Origin of the sequence: Robertmurraya sp. FSL R5-0851, from assembly GCF_038002965.1 — a bacterium.
In the GTDB taxonomy this organism is placed as follows: domain Bacteria; phylum Bacillota; class Bacilli; order Bacillales; family Cytobacillaceae; genus Robertmurraya_A; species Robertmurraya_A beringensis.
The window spans coordinates 2829018-2843618 of sequence record NZ_JBBOOE010000001.1 but is presented as its reverse complement, the minus strand read 5'-3'; the positions used below and the strand labels follow the sequence as shown (position 1 = coordinate 2843618).

Annotated in this window: 15 protein-coding genes; 13 read left to right on the top strand and 2 right to left on the bottom strand. The window is 37.3% G+C overall.

Annotated elements, in window-relative coordinates:
• The first annotated feature begins 9 nt into the window (after nucleotides 1-9).
• The 10 genes from trpE (at nucleotide 10) to MKX65_RS14540 (ending at nucleotide 9100) form a co-directional block, all read left to right on the top strand.
• Nucleotides 10-1398: an anthranilate synthase component I gene (gene trpE, locus MKX65_RS14585; protein WP_160548615.1), complete on the top strand. Its 1389-nt coding sequence runs from the start codon at nucleotides 10-12 to the stop codon at nucleotides 1396-1398.
• Nucleotides 1395-2006: a glutamine amidotransferase-related protein gene (locus MKX65_RS14580; protein WP_160548616.1), complete on the top strand. Its 612-nt coding sequence runs from the start codon at nucleotides 1395-1397 to the stop codon at nucleotides 2004-2006. The genes trpE and MKX65_RS14580 overlap by 4 nt, the downstream gene beginning before the upstream one ends.
• Entirely contained in the window at nucleotides 1978-3006 is a 1029-nt protein-coding gene (gene trpD, locus MKX65_RS14575; protein ID WP_160548617.1) for an anthranilate phosphoribosyltransferase, read from the top strand. The genes MKX65_RS14580 and trpD overlap by 29 nt, the downstream gene beginning before the upstream one ends.
• A gap of 2 nt (nucleotides 3007-3008) precedes the next feature.
• Nucleotides 3009-3797: an indole-3-glycerol phosphate synthase TrpC gene (gene trpC / locus MKX65_RS14570; RefSeq protein WP_160548618.1), complete on the top strand. Its 789-nt coding sequence runs from the start codon at nucleotides 3009-3011 to the stop codon at nucleotides 3795-3797.
• The gene (locus MKX65_RS14565; RefSeq protein WP_160548619.1) at nucleotides 3794-4417 is read left to right on the top strand and encodes a phosphoribosylanthranilate isomerase; all 624 of its coding nucleotides are present in this window, start codon (nucleotides 3794-3796) and stop codon (nucleotides 4415-4417) included. Before trpC ends, MKX65_RS14565 begins: the two co-directional genes overlap by 4 nt.
• On the top strand, nucleotides 4414-5613 hold the full coding sequence (trpB, locus tag MKX65_RS14560; RefSeq protein WP_340904200.1) for a tryptophan synthase subunit beta: 1200 nt from the start codon (nucleotides 4414-4416) through the stop codon (nucleotides 5611-5613). The genes MKX65_RS14565 and trpB overlap by 4 nt, the downstream gene beginning before the upstream one ends.
• A gap of 2 nt (nucleotides 5614-5615) precedes the next feature.
• Complete coding sequence (trpA, locus tag MKX65_RS14555; protein WP_340904198.1) at nucleotides 5616-6398, top strand: tryptophan synthase subunit alpha; 783 nt, start codon at nucleotides 5616-5618, stop codon at nucleotides 6396-6398.
• A gap of 70 nt (nucleotides 6399-6468) precedes the next feature.
• Entirely contained in the window at nucleotides 6469-7260 is a 792-nt protein-coding gene (locus MKX65_RS14550; protein WP_340904195.1) for an MBL fold metallo-hydrolase, read from the top strand.
• A 68-nt stretch (nucleotides 7261-7328) separates the two neighbouring features.
• Nucleotides 7329-7925, top strand: a complete 597-nt coding sequence (cdaS, locus tag MKX65_RS14545) for a sporulation-specific diadenylate cyclase CdaS (RefSeq protein ID WP_340904193.1) — start codon at nucleotides 7329-7331, stop codon at nucleotides 7923-7925.
• A gap of 74 nt (nucleotides 7926-7999) precedes the next feature.
• A complete protein-coding gene (locus tag MKX65_RS14540; RefSeq protein ID WP_340904191.1) occupies nucleotides 8000-9100 on the top strand; it encodes an AI-2E family transporter in 1101 nt (366 codons plus the stop codon).
• A 58-nt stretch (nucleotides 9101-9158) separates the two neighbouring features.
• On the opposite strand, the gene MKX65_RS14535 is transcribed toward MKX65_RS14540, so the two are convergent.
• Complete coding sequence (locus MKX65_RS14535) at nucleotides 9159-9263, bottom strand: YjcZ family sporulation protein (RefSeq protein ID WP_160548624.1); 105 nt, start codon at nucleotides 9261-9263, stop codon at nucleotides 9159-9161.
• 193 nt (nucleotides 9264-9456) lie between these two features.
• Between MKX65_RS14535 and MKX65_RS14530 the strand changes: the two genes are divergently transcribed.
• Both MKX65_RS14530 and MKX65_RS14525 read left to right on the top strand, forming a co-directional pair.
• Entirely contained in the window at nucleotides 9457-11385 is a 1929-nt protein-coding gene (locus MKX65_RS14530; RefSeq protein WP_340904189.1) for a beta-propeller domain-containing protein, read from the top strand.
• A 116-nt stretch (nucleotides 11386-11501) separates the two neighbouring features.
• Complete coding sequence (locus tag MKX65_RS14525) at nucleotides 11502-13220, top strand: ABC transporter ATP-binding protein (protein ID WP_340904187.1); 1719 nt, start codon at nucleotides 11502-11504, stop codon at nucleotides 13218-13220.
• Between the two features lie 43 nt (nucleotides 13221-13263).
• On the opposite strand, the gene MKX65_RS14520 is transcribed toward MKX65_RS14525, so the two are convergent.
• Nucleotides 13264-13500 (bottom strand): helix-turn-helix domain-containing protein, encoded by a 237-nt coding sequence (locus MKX65_RS14520; protein WP_160548627.1) that lies wholly within the window; start codon nucleotides 13498-13500, stop codon nucleotides 13264-13266.
• 220 nt (nucleotides 13501-13720) lie between these two features.
• On the opposite strand from MKX65_RS14520, the gene MKX65_RS14515 reads away from it, so the two are divergent.
• On the top strand, nucleotides 13721-14578 hold the full coding sequence (locus MKX65_RS14515) for a carbon-nitrogen hydrolase family protein (RefSeq protein ID WP_160548628.1): 858 nt from the start codon (nucleotides 13721-13723) through the stop codon (nucleotides 14576-14578).
• The last annotated feature ends 23 nt before the right edge of the window (nucleotides 14579-14601 follow it).

Below are 14601 nucleotides of genomic sequence, written 5' to 3'. Positions count from 1 at the left end.
GGGAAAAACATGAACGCCAATGTTCAAAACATTATTATTGAAGAAATTCTTGGTGATACGTTAACACCCATTTCTATATTTCAACGACTTAAAGGTGTAAAGAAATGTTTATTAGAAAGCTCGTTAAAGCACGAGCACTCAGGGAGATATTCCTTCATTGCAGCTAATCCTGCTGTGGAACTAAAGGGCAGCGGAAATAACACGATACTTATTAAAAAACAAAGCAGTGAAACCCTCTTAGCTAACCCGCTTGAGCTGCTGAAAAAGATTGTACCTAATATTGAGAATGATTTCATGAAAGAAATTCCTTTTATCGGAGGAGCTGCAGGTTTTGTAAGCTATGACATTGTTCGTTATTACGAGGAAATCGGTGAAATACCGAGAGACGAAATGATTGTCCCAGAAGTTCATTTTCTGTTATTCGAAACCATCGTTGTTTTTGACCATTTAACTCAAAAGGTGTTCATTGTTGGAATTCCGATCAATGATCAATCGTCTTTGGAGGATATAAAAGGTTTGGTAGAAGAAACAAAGAATCAGATTTTGAACGAGAGAGAAGATGCGCCATCACCAGTTTCTATTTCTTCCTATGAAGCGTCAATCTCAAAAGAAGAGTTTATTGAAAGAGTGAAAAAGGCAAAGGAGTACATTGTAGAAGGTGATATATTCCAAGTCGTCCTTTCCCAAAGGATGAAAGCAACTATTCAGGGTGATCCATTTTCTTTTTATCGTAAACTTAGAGTTCAAAATCCTTCGCCTTATATGTATTATTTCGATTTTGAAGAGTATGTAGTCGTAGGGGCATCACCGGAAAGCTTGATGAAAGCAGTCGGGGAAACCGTCTACACGAACCCCATTGCAGGAACGAGGCCAAGAGGGAACACTCAGGAGGAAGATGAGCAACTGAGTGTGGAATTGATTCAAGATGAAAAAGAGCTAGCTGAGCATCGAATGCTCGTTGACCTTGGACGAAATGATCTAGGTAGGGTTTGTGAATTTGGTAGTGTACAGATCAGCAAGTACATGGATATCGAGAAATACAAGCATGTCATGCATATTGTGTCAGAAGTAAAAGGAACGTTGAAGAGTAGTTATCATCCAATCGATGCATTGATTGCATGCCTACCGGCTGGTACCGTTTCTGGAGCACCAAAAATTCGAGCGATGGAAATCATAAATGAACTTGAGGATGTCAAGAGGGGCATTTACTCAGGGGCAGTCGGTTATTACTCTGCTAACGGAAATATCGACTTTGCTCTTGCCATTCGAACTATGGTGGTTAAGGATTCCAAAGCATATATTCAAGCTGGTGCAGGAATAGTGTACGATTCAATTCCAGAAAAAGAATACGAAGAAACGATCCACAAAATGAAAGCTTTCTTGGAGGTTGAAAAATGATTTTACTAATTGATAATTATGATTCCTTTACCTTCAATCTATATCAATATTTAGGCGAACTGGGAGAACAAATAGTCGTAAAAAGAAATGATAGTCTCACAGTTGAAGACATTATTGAGCTATCTCCAAAAGCTATTGTGATTTCTCCAGGTCCAGGACGCCCAGAACAAGCTGGAATATGTATTGAAGTTATTCAACAGCTACACAGAAAGATACCTATCCTGGGAATATGTCTAGGACATCAGGCAATTGGTCATGCCTTTGGTGCGACGGTATCAAAAGCGAAAAAAATCATGCACGGTAAAATTTCTAAGGTTTCTCATGAGAAGACAGAGCTGTTTAAAGAATTTGAAGCACCTTTGGAAGTAATGAGATATCATTCCCTTGTTATTGAAAAAGGGACATTGCCAAATTCGTTACAAGTACTTGCTACGTCCATTGATGATGGCGAGATTATGGCAATCAAACATAAAGAGGCACCTTTATACGGGTTTCAATTTCATCCCGAATCAGTAGGGACAGAAAGCGGGAAAAAACTAATTCAAGCATTTCTAACAGCAATTGGAGAGGAGCTTCTAAATGAGAGAGTATCTACAAAAACTGTCTGAAAACAAGTCATTATCACAAGTAGAGATGAAAGATGCAGTAAGAAAACTTTTTTCCGAAGAAGTGACTGATAGTGAAATTGCTGCATTTCTCATCGGGTTGAAGACAAAAGGTGAGACGGTAGAGGAAATTGTTGGATTGGTTCAGGCAGTTCGTGAAAAATCACTCACCTTTAGTAAAAAAGTAGCGAATGTAATGGATAATTGTGGTACTGGTGGAGATGGTTCGAAAAGCTTCAATGTAAGCACTACCTCTGCATTTGTTATTGCTGGCGCTGGTATTCCAGTTGCAAAGCATGGAAACAGAAGTATTTCTAGTAAAACAGGAAGTGCTGATGTTCTAGAGTATTTAGGAATTAATTTAACCTTAAGCCCTGAAGAAGCTGAAGAATGTTTGGATGAAGTTGGGATTAGCTTTTTATTTGCTCCACATGTACATCCGAAAATAAAAAACATTATGAAAGTGAGAAGAGAGTTAAAAATTCCTACGATATTTAACTTAATTGGACCTTTAACAAATCCAATGGAACTTGACTATCAATTATTAGGAATATATAGAAGAGATTTGCTTCCGACCTTTGGGGAGGTGCTTCATAACTTAGGAAGAAAAAGGGCCGTTGTAATCAATGGTGCAGGATTTATGGATGAAGCATCGTTACAAGGGGAAAATCATTTAATCATTGTTGATAACGGTTCGATTTCAGAACAAATACTTACCCCTGAAAATGTTGGGCTTTCTTCATACCCTAACGAAGCAATTATCGGTGGCGATGCTATGAGAAATGGAGAAATCTTATTATCTGTTTTGAATGGAGAAAAAGGAGCCTGCCGTGATACCGTGTTGTTCAATGCTGGGATAGGGATTTATGCAGGTGGAAAAGCGGATTCGATTGTAGAGGGGATTGCTAAAGCAAAAGAAAGTATTGATAGCGGTTCGGCGAAACAGAAGCTTGAAAGTCTAATTACTATAGGGGAAAAATTCAAAAAGGAAGGAGTCGTGTAAGTATGGAGACGATTCTTGACAGGATTATTGCTGAGAAACAGAAGGAAGTACTTATATTAAAAGACCTCCCGGTGTTAAAGGAAGTTGACAGGAAGCATGTGTCTTTTATTCAAAAGTTACAACAAGCGGAAGAAGTAAAGATTATTGCCGAGTTTAAAAGAGCATCTCCTTCCAAAGGAGCCATTAATTTGGATTGTGATCCGTCTGAACAGACTCTACAGTATGTCCAGGCAGGTGCTGATGCGGTAAGTGTATTGACAGATCGTACTTTTTTCAAAGGAGATTTCCGAGACTTGGAAGAAGTGAGAAAGGCGATCACAGCACCTATTCTTTGCAAAGATTTTATTATTGATCCTATTCAAATTGATTACGCAAAGCATGCGGGCGCAAATCTTATTTTGTTAATAGCTGCTGCGTTAGATCTAGAGACTCTACATTCGCTATATCATTACGCCACTAGTAAAGGTCTTGAGGTACTTATGGAGGTACACAATGAGGCGGAATTAGAAAAAGTGTTAACTACTGATAATGTCTTAATTGGTGTAAATAATCGGAACTTAAAAACATTTGAGGTTGATTTAGCGACAACAGAAAGATTAGCTTCTAAAATTGTTGAGTCCAATAGATACTTAATAAGTGAAAGTGGTATTGCTACTACAGAGGATGTCAGAAGAGTGGTAGCGGCTGGTGCGTCAGGTATTTTAGTAGGTGAAACGTTTATGAGGCACGAAAAGCCGGAAGAAGCATTACGGGCAATGAAGCTTCCGTTAAGAAGGGTGGCTTCAAATTGAAAGTGAAAATATGTGGAATTACTGATATCCATGCAGCAAAGGTTGCCGTGGAAGCTGGAGCAGATGCAATTGGTTTTGTTTTTGCAGAAAGCAAACGAAAGATAACGGTTGAACAGGCAAAAATCATTATTGACACCATCCCAGCTCATGTCTTAAAAGTCGGTGTGTTTGTAAATGAAGATATAAATACCATCCAAGATATAGTTGAAAAGACAGGATTAACAATGGTTCAACTTCATGGTGATGAAAATCCTGATATTTGTAATAATTTTTCAGTACCAGTCATCAAGGCATTAGGTGTATCATCAAAGAAGGATTGTGAGAAAATTCAGGAATATCCATGTGAATATATTCTTTTAGATAGTCCTAAAGGAAAATATCGAGGTGGAAACGGGGAGACGTTTCCATGGGAGATCGTTGACCCAATAGCTATCAAGGGGAAAAAGCTTATTGTAGCAGGTGGACTAAATATCGATAATGTCTCCTTAGCTATTCAGTCACTACAGCCATATATGGTTGATGTTAGTAGTGGAGTAGAGACGAATGGAAAAAAGGACGATGAGAAAATCATTCATTTTCTTAAGAAAGCGAAAATGGGAACAGGGGAGATTTGTAAATGACGACATATGTAATGCCGGATGAAAAGGGCCATTTTGGTATATACGGGGGCCGATTTGTACCAGAAACATTAATGCAAGCAGTTTTAGAGCTAGGCAAGGCCTATGAGGAAGCCAAAAATGATGAAAGCTTCCAACAGGATCTAGCTTACTTATTAAAAGAGTATGTAGGAAGAGAAACACCTTTATATTTTGCTGAAAATTTATCAAAGCATGCAAAAGGTGCAAAAATCTATTTAAAGAGAGAGGATTTAAACCATACAGGCGCACATAAAATTAATAATACAGTCGGTCAAGCGCTGTTAGCGGTAAGAATGGGAAAAAAGAAGATTGTTGCTGAAACTGGTGCAGGGCAGCATGGGGTGGCTACTGCAACGGTTTGTGCACTATTAAATCTGGAATGCGTTATATTTATGGGAGAGGAAGATATTAAAAGACAGCAACTGAATGTGTTTAGAATGGAGTTGCTAGGTGCAAAGGTTGTATCTGTCACTTCTGGAAGCAGAACGCTAAAGGATGCATGTAACGAAGCACTGCGCTATTGGGTTTCAAATGTGACAGATACTCACTACATTTTAGGATCTGTGATGGGACCACATCCGTTTCCAATGATGGTAAGAGATTTTCAAAGTGTGATTGGAAAGGAAACCAAGCAACAGTATAATGAAAAATTTGGTAAAAACCCTGAAGCAATTGTAGCTTGTATTGGCGGTGGGAGCAACTCGATGGGGATGTTTTATCCATTTATTGAGGACAGCGAGGTACAATTAATAGGTGTAGAAGCCGCTGGTCATGGGATTGATACAGAACAGCATGCAGCTTCACTAACAAAAGGAAAGCCAGGAGTATTACACGGTGCTCTTATGTATTTGTTACAAGATCATGCTGGTCAAATCCAAGAGGCCCATTCTATTTCTGCTGGTTTAGATTATCCTGGAGTGGGGCCAGAACATAGTTACTTAAAAGATATCGGAAGAGTACAGTACGAAAGCATTACAGATCAGGAAGCGTTAGAAGCATTAAAATTGTTGTGTAGGCTTGAAGGGATTATTCCTGCTCTTGAAAGTGCACATGCAGTAGCATATGCCTTAAAACATGCTCAAACAATGTCAGAAAATGAGTCAATTGTGGTCTGTCTTTCAGGTCGTGGAGATAAAGATGTACAAACTATTCAAGCAAATATGAAGGAGGCATTGTAATAATGAATCGCATTGAAAAGGCGTTCCATAGCCTAAAAGAGAACAATAGGAAGGCATTTGTGCCGTATCTGATGGCAGGGGACGGAGGATTAGATCAGTTAATGGATCAGTTGATCTTTTTAGAGAATTGCGGAGCAACGGCAATAGAAATTGGCATCCCCTTTTCAGATCCGGTAGCAGATGGTCCAGCTATTCAAGAAGCTGGGATACGTGCATTACAATCGGGTACAACCTTAAAGGAAGTATTGTCAGCGATTCAAACGATTCGTCCGATTGTTTCTACTCCACTTATTTTAATGACTTATATGAACCCGATTTATGCTTACGGAATTGGTTCGTTCATTCATGACGCGGTTAAAGCTGGTATAGACGGATGTATTATTCCTGACTTGCCTATTGAAGAGGAAGAATTAATTACTCCTCACTTACAAGACGCAAATATTGAGTTAATACGTTTAGTTACCTTAACAAGCCCACTTGAAAGAATAGAAGAAATCGCTAAAAAAGGTCGAGGTTTCTTATATGCGGTCACAGTAACAGGAATAACAGGTGCTCGTACAGAATTTAATGATAGTGTTTCCAAATACTTAAAGGATATAAAGAGCGTAAGTCCTATCCCGGTGCTTGCTGGATTTGGGATATCCACTCCTGAACAGGTGGTAGAATTAGGTTCTTACTGCGATGGAGTAGTTGTTGGCAGTAAAATTGTCCAATACTTTCATGAAAAGAAATTATCTGAAATTGAACATTTAGTTCAAGCATCTAAAACTGCAGATGTGTCATAAAACATTGTAATCAATCTCCTAACATGAATATGGTTAAACGAGCACATCCTATTCATAGGAGGTGAATACCTTGGATGCAAGTAAAAATAAGATAACGAAAGATATTTACGGATATCGTACAGCAATTGCAAATATAGCACTAGTGGGTGGATGTGGAACCGAGGGGAACGATTGGGTATTAATTGATGCGGGCGTTCCTTTCTCAGGGAGTTATATAAAGAATTTTACTCAACATGTATTAGGTGGTGGAAAGAAACCAATTGCTATTGTCTTAACACATGCTCATTTTGACCATGTTGGTGGACTTACTCCTTTGTTAAATGATTGGCAGGTTCCTGTGTATATTCATGACCAGGAACAAGAGTATGTAACTGGTAAAAAAGATTATCCACCACCACATCCGTTTATAGAAAAAGGGCTAATGGCATGGTTATCTCCTCTTTATCCAAGGAAAGCGATAAATATTCATTCATATTTACGGTTGCTACCAACAGATGGTTCCATTCCTGAAATGCCTGGTTGGAACTGGATTCATACTCCTGGACACACGGAAGGGCATATTTCCTTGTTTCGTGAATATGACCGTGTTGTTATCGCTGGTGACGCACTCATTACGGTGAAGCAAGAGTCGGCATTAGCTGTTTTAACCCAAAAGAAAGAAATTCATGCACCACCAGCATATTTTACTCAAGATTGGGATCAGTCTTTTGATTCGATAAAGAAAATACAGAACCTTAACCCAAACTTCATTTATACTGGCCACGGAAAGCCAATGGAGGGGATGGAACTCAAAAAAGGTCTGGATTTACTAATACGACGTTTCGAAAGAGAAATGGTAGGGAATGAAAAATATGTGCATTAAAGGATTGCCTTAGTAATATTTACTAGGGCGTCTCTTGTTTCACAAGTATGTTGTTGGAGGTGGGGAAATTGTATGAACAAAAAAGATTTCAACAGGATGTAAAGCTTATGTTGTCAACGATACAGGAGAAAACAAAATCCATTCAAGACACGATTTCTGAAAAAGATTGTTGTATCCTTTCTGAGTTTGATCTTTTACTTAAGCTGGTTTCTGACGCTCAAAGTCTTGCATCCTCATATTATTTAGAGTCATACTTATCACCATATACAACAGAATATAATCAAATTGCAAAGGCTGCAGCCACACTTTCAGAAAAGAGACACGGTGCATTAATTGTGGTTGAAAGAAAGCAGCCATTAACAGAAATTCTACACAATGGTGTCATAATAGGTGCGAAATTCAGTCAAACACTTCTTGAAACCATATTTTATCCTGGGAACCCTTTGCATGATGGGGCAGTTTTAATACAGAATGATTTTATTCACTCAGCGGGAAATATCTTACCTGTAAGTAGTCAAACGTTTCAAAGTAAAAAGCTCGGTACTAGGCATAGAGCCGCATTGGGATTATCTGAGGTGACTGATGCAATAATGATTGTAGTCTCAGAGGAAACGGGTCGCATCACATTTGCCATTAATGGGGATTTACATGTAGTAAAAACATAAGGTAGAAAAGTTTGGCATTTATTTCATTTCCTGTTATCATCAAATATATATCTAGTATTATGAGGAAGTGTAAAATGTCATTAACAAATAAAAAATGGTTTCAGGCAATGATCGCTATTATCTTTATACTAATTATTTCTTTATTAGTTAGGGAAAATGCTTTTTTATTTCAACCTCTCATCGTATTGCTGCAGACGATATTTTTGCCATTTGTAGTTGCAGGAATATTTTTTTACCTATGTAGGCCTCTAATATTTTGGTTAGTGAAGAAAAAGGTTCCAAAATGGATGGCCATTCTTTCTGCGTATTTAGCTATTACACTAGTCTTTTATGGCTTCATCCGGTTGATTGGACCAATAATATCTGATCAATTAGACCTTTTTATTAACAATGTTCCAAGCATGGTTACTTCGGTTGTTGACGGAATTAAATATATACAAGAAAACCGTGATACGTTTCCTGAATTTATTCAAAAGGCTATAATTGATGGTAGCAATCAGCTGGAGACACAAATTAAAAACAACACCGGTAATATTGCCAATGGAATTTTTTCTATCTTTGGATTTATTGGAGGATTTATTAATACCATCTTCTACTTAGTGCTAGTTCCATTTATCCTGTTTTATATGTTAAAAGATAGCAACAATTTTGCACCAAGAGTGGCAAGCTTCTTTAAAAAGGATTTACAAAAAGATGTATTACAAATTCTAAAAGAAACAGATAGAACCATCTCTACATATATTCAAGGACAATTAATTGTAAGCTTATGTGTTGGGATCTTACTATATATTGGATATTTAATAATTGGACTTGATTATTCATTAGTTTTAGCTTTGTTTGCAATGTTAATGAATGTTATACCTTTTTTAGGTCCATTTTTAGCCGTAGTTCCTGCCCTTTTTGTTGCGTTATTTCAAGATCCCATCATGCTCGTCTATGTTGCCATCATAACGGTGATTGCTCAACAAGTTGAAGGGAATGTGATCTCGCCACAAGTAATGGGGAAAAGTTTGAATATTCATCCGTTAACGATCATCGTACTGATTTTGACCGCAGGTAATTTAATGGGATTGTTGGGGATTATTTTTGTTATCCCGGTGTACTCAATAGTTAAAGTACTCGTTACACATATATTCAAAATTTATAGATTAAATAACAAAGACCTAGCTTCTTAAAGAGAAGCTAGGTCTTTTGTTAGAAGCAAACCTGTTAAGCAAAGGTATTATTAGTTAATTAATAGTTGTTAAAAAAAGAAGCACCGACAATGATCAACAAGATAAACAATACAACAAGTAGAGCAAATCCGTTGTTAAAACCTCCGTTGTAGCTTTCGCCCATTCTTTTCACCTCCACTTAAAAAGTGAACAGCTTGTATTACTGTCTATCTATCCTATGTAGAAAAGGCTATAGTGGTTGGACAAGTAAACTAGATCATACGCCCTTTTTTACTTCGAATTTTTGAGTTTGTAACCTTTTTGTAATCATAGGAGTCCAATCCTATAAAGAATCGTTTTTCAGAAAGGTGGTTGCTATGAACAGAAAATGGGTTATTGGACTTTCTATTCTTGTTGCTTTGGTTATTGCTTCAATTGTCATGTACACAAAAGAAACGCGTCTTACAGCACAATATGGATCTGGAAATGAACTTGAGGGTGAAATGGTTAACGGTGCTCTACCTGTTATTAAAGATAAAGCACAGTTAAACCAATATTTTTATCAAATTATTAAAGAAGAAAAACAGAATCAAAAGTTTTTTACTTTTACGAAAGAAGATAAAGCTTCCGAGGAATCCTCTATGGATAATGCTGCTTCGGATTCAAGTTCAAAAGCAAGTGGTCAAGAGGTCTCGAGTACAAATGTTCAAGTTCAAGGAATTGATGAAGCTGATATTGTAAAAACGGATGGAGAATATATATTCCAAGTAGTAGATGGTAAAGTAAACATTATTTCTACTAAGATTGCTGAGAAAATGGAACATGTGGCGTCCATTCAATTTCAACAAACATTTTCACCTTCGCAATTGTTCTTGGATAAAGGCCGACTATTAATTATCGGTTATAGCTATAGTTATGAGGATTCTGCTGGTCGAAAGAAAATAGCGGCAGAAAGTTTGTATGCACCTATGAATGAAATGGCAAGGGCTCTTGTTTACGATGTAAAGGATCCATCAAAACCAACCTTAGAAAGAGAAATATCGCTAGAAGGGTATCTTTCGAGTGCTAGAAAGATAGGGAGTAAGGTTTATTTAATTGCAAATCACTTTCCTCAATATTGGTTACTGGAAGAGGGAGATGGAGTTGACTTACGTCCAAGAATCTCAGACTCTGTAAATAAAGAGGAAGCAACCTCTGTTTCTTATGATGAAATTCAATATATTCCTGGATCAAAGGAAGCAAACTATACCACAATTGCGGCTTTTGACCTTGCTGAACCTTCCCAAGAAGCGAAAATTACTACTTATTTGGGGAGTGGAGGTCAGCTGTATATGTCTAAAGAGAACCTCTACTTAGCCCTTACAAACTGGAAATCAGAAGCAGAGCGTGAGGAAGTGTTCACACCAAATACGATGATATATAAATTTGGGATTAATCAGTTAGATGTTACTTTTCAAGGCAATGCAGAGGTAGTCGGTACTGTTCTGAATCAATTCTCAATGGATGAACATAATGGTTATTTCCGGATAGCAACAACCGAAGGAGATAGATGGGATGAAAGCAAGCCTTCCAAAAACCACTTGATCGTATTTGATAAAGAATTAAAACAGGTTGGTGCACTAACTGATCTTGCAAAAGGAGAAAGAATCTATTCAGCGAGGTTTATGGGTGATCGCATATATATAGTTACCTTTAAAGAAACGGATCCTTTATTCGTCATTGATGCGTCAGAGCCAAGTTCTCCAACCATCCTTGGAGAACTTAAGATTCCAGGATTCAGTAATTATCTGCACCCTTACGACGAGAATCATATTATTGGTTTTGGTTATGATACTAAGCTAGTTACTCTGGAGGGAGATAAGGAGCCCAGAGTTTTAACAGAGGGTGTAAAAATTTCCTTATTTGATATAACAGATGTTAGCAATCCAAAAGAAAAGTTTACAGAGATTATAGGGGGAAGAGGAACGTACTCACCTTTAAACTACGATCATAAAGCATTGCTATATAATGGGGAAAATGGTCTTTTTGCTTTTCCCATCAATGTGTATGAAAGTGTGAAAGGAAATGACTATGAGCAAAAATTTATTTTTCAAGGTGCTTATGTTTATAATGTAAGCCTTGATAAGGGTTTCTCCTTGAAGTCAAAAATCTCTCATATGGAGGGGAAAGAACTGTATGAAGAATGGGACAATGAAATTCAACGCTTGGTATATATAGATGAACAGCTTTATGCCTTATCTCATTCGAAAATAAGTTCATACAGTTTAGAAAACTATCAGTTCATTTCGGAATTAAAATTAAAGTAAAGCTGAAGGGAGCTATTTTGCTCTCTTTTTTTTTCGTTGCTATGTGGATAGTCATATTCTATAATAATTCGTATCTAGAAATAATAGCCAAAAGATTTTGTATAAGGAGACGATCTATGATTCGCCGATTTTTTACTTATTATGGGCCGCATAAAAAACTGTTTACGATTGACTTTACTGCGGCTGTAATTGTTGCATTATTAGAGCTAGCTTTTCCTCTCGCAGTTCAATGGTTTATTGATTCCCTTTTGCCTAGTGGAAACTGGTCAATGATTCTTTCTGTTAGTTTAGGATTGTTAGCGTTTTATATTATCTCGACTTTTTTACAGTACATCGTCAATTATTTAGGTCATATGCTAGGAATCAATATTGAGACTGATATGAGACAGCAGCTTTTTACTCATGTTCAGAGACAGTCGTTTCGATTCTTCGATAATACTAAAACAGGTCATATCATGAGTAGAATTACAAACGATTTATTCGACCTTGGGGAACTGGCTCATCATGGGCCTGAGGATATCTTTATTGCATGTATGACATTTATTGGCGCGTTCTGGATCATGCTAACTATAAATGTTAAGCTGGCGCTGATCGCTGTGTTTATGGTACCTCTATTAATCTGGTTAATTACATTCTGTAATCTTCGTATGAATAAAGCATGGAGTAATATGTATAGTGATATTGCTGATGTTAACTCAAGGGTAGAGGATAGTGTTTCAGGAGCTAGGGTTGTACAATCATTTACTAATGAAGCTTTTGAAATTAATCGATTTAAATCAAATAATGAACGCTTTCGTTTGTCAAAACTATCTGCCTATAAAGTGATGTCTTTTAGTTTATCAGGCATTTATATGATGACTCGTTTCTTTGTCCTTATTGTGTTAGTTTATGGAGCGTGGTTGAGCTTTTCTGGGGAACTAACGTATGGAGAGCTTGTAGGTTTTATTTTGTATGTGAATGTTCTATTTAAGCCCATTGATAAAATCAGTGCCATTATGGAGCTTTATCCAAAAGGAATGGCAGGGTTCAAACGCTTTTTGGAATTGATTGACACAACTCCAGATGTTTTGGATCAAGATGAGGCAATTGAGATGGCCACATTAAAGGGGAATATTCGCTTTAAGGATGTTAATTTTCATTACGACAGTTCAAAATCCATTCTAGAAGGCATCAATTTGCAAATAAATCAAGGAGAAACGGTAGCATTCGTTGGTCCATCAGGAGCAGGGAAAACAACGATTTGCTCACTTATTCCTCGTTTTTATGATGTAACGAGTGGGGCTATCTCCATAGATGGCATTGATATTCGATCTATGACGAAAAAGTCTCTTCGATCTAATATCGGTATTGTTCAACAAGACGTGTTTCTTTTCACAGGGACGATACGGGAAAATATTTCTTATGGAAAAATACATGCTAGTCAGGAAGAAATTGAGGATGCAGCGAGACGAGCTCATCTTCAAGACTTTATTGCTTCTTTGCCAAATGGATACGAGACACAGATTGGGGAAAGAGGCTTGAAGCTTTCTGGAGGACAAAAGCAGCGACTAGCGATTGCTAGAATGTTCTTAAAGAATCCTCCTATCTTAATTTTAGATGAAGCTACATCAGCACTTGATACGGAAACGGAAATGATCATTCAAATAGCCCTATCTGAGCTTGCTAAAAATCGAACGACATTGATCATTGCCCACCGACTAGCAACGATCAGAAATGCTAATCGAATAGTCGTGGTTACTGAAGACGGAATTGCTGAGCAAGGCACTCATGATGAATTAATTGAAAAAGGTGGGATTTTTGCTAATCTCCATCAAGTACAATTTCAACAACAATAAAAACAGTGGCTTCTTTTTTGGAAGCCACTGTTTATTTTGTGTATTACATAAATGGAGGAAGACCGTTACCCATTTCTTTTACAATTAGTGATATGGATTCAATTTGCTTTTGATCGAGATCAAGTGCCTCTGCAATCTTTTTTTCGAGATTTTTTGTAACATTGCGTTTTCCTAGTTCAACTAAGGCGATAAGTGAGTAGCTACAGTTAACAAGTTTTGCAAAGTCTCGTTGGGTCATGCTGTAGCTTTCCCTAATAAAACGAATGATTTGGCTGTCCATAGATTCACCTCTTCTTCTTTACGAAACTCCTAATCACCTATGTTTTTCTTGTATACACTGTCTTTATAAAACTATTAATAAATTAGCACTTAAATGAAGGTCTGTAAAGATGCTTTTTACAATTAATAAATAATAACAATATATAGAGCATGAAAGTTGTGATTTTCTAAAATATCGTCCATACTAATTGTTAGAAAATCAGTAAAGGAGCTGCTGCCTTTTGAAATATAGGGTATCTGCTGTTCAATATCACCTACATACGATTTCATCATTTGATGATTTTGCTGCTCAGTGTGAGCACTACATAAAAACAGCTCAGGAATTTGGTTCAGACTTTATACTCTTTCCTGAATTTTTTACAACCCAACTATTATCTATCGGTGATGAGAGTGGGAAAGCTTTATCCATAAATGACTTGCCAAAGTTTACAGAAAAATATCTAGAATTATTCAAGAATTTTGCCTCAGAGACCAGAATGCATATAATCGGGGGAACACATGTATTAGAAAGGCAAGGTAAGCTCTATAATGTTGCTCACTTGTTTTACCCTGATGGTCGAGTAGAAGAACAGGCAAAGCTTCATATTACACCTACTGAAGTGGAAGAATGGAATATGTCTGCAGGGGATGGACTTCGTGTATTTGATACAGACAAAGGTAGAATTGCGATGCTTACTTGCTATGACATTGAGTTTCCTGAGATCGTTCGAATGGCAAAAGCTAAAGGGGCTGATGTAATTTTCTGCCCGTCATGTACAGACGACCGTCACGGTTTTCATCGTGTACGCTATACGAGCCATGCAAGAGCCATTGAAAATCAAATCTATGTTGTCCTAACTGGAACAGTTGGATCCTTGCCGACAGTTGACTTTATGCGTGGCAATTTTGGTCAAGCAGTTGTTATCACACCGAATGATGTTCCATTTCCACCACAAGGCATAATGGTTCAGGGAGAAATAAATGATGACATGATCGTTACCGCTGACCTTGATTTAGACCTTCTATATGAAGTGAGGGAAAAGGGTTCAGTGACGACATGGCGTGATCGTAGAATAGATCTTTATACTGACTGGAAATAAATTTTTTACAAGGAGTGACAGTA

Coding starts and splice junctions, on each gene's coding strand:
- trpE (WP_160548615.1), top strand. CDS start 10: ATGAACGCCAATGTTCAAAACATTATTATTGAAGAAATTCTTGGTGAT.
- MKX65_RS14580 (WP_160548616.1), top strand. CDS start 1,395: ATGATTTTACTAATTGATAATTATGATTCCTTTACCTTCAATCTATAT.
- trpD (WP_160548617.1), top strand. CDS start 1,978: ATGAGAGAGTATCTACAAAAACTGTCTGAAAACAAGTCATTATCACAA.
- trpC (WP_160548618.1), top strand. CDS start 3,009: ATGGAGACGATTCTTGACAGGATTATTGCTGAGAAACAGAAGGAAGTA.
- trpB (WP_340904200.1), top strand. CDS start 4,414: ATGACGACATATGTAATGCCGGATGAAAAGGGCCATTTTGGTATATAC.
- trpA (WP_340904198.1), top strand. CDS start 5,616: ATGAATCGCATTGAAAAGGCGTTCCATAGCCTAAAAGAGAACAATAGG.
- MKX65_RS14540 (WP_340904191.1), top strand. CDS start 8,000: ATGTCATTAACAAATAAAAAATGGTTTCAGGCAATGATCGCTATTATC.
- MKX65_RS14535 (WP_160548624.1), bottom strand. CDS start 9,263: ATGGGCGAAAGCTACAACGGAGGTTTTAACAACGGATTTGCTCTACTT.
- MKX65_RS14530 (WP_340904189.1), top strand. CDS start 9,457: ATGAACAGAAAATGGGTTATTGGACTTTCTATTCTTGTTGCTTTGGTT.
- MKX65_RS14525 (WP_340904187.1), top strand. CDS start 11,502: ATGATTCGCCGATTTTTTACTTATTATGGGCCGCATAAAAAACTGTTT.
- MKX65_RS14520 (WP_160548627.1), bottom strand. CDS start 13,500: ATGGACAGCCAAATCATTCGTTTTATTAGGGAAAGCTACAGCATGACC.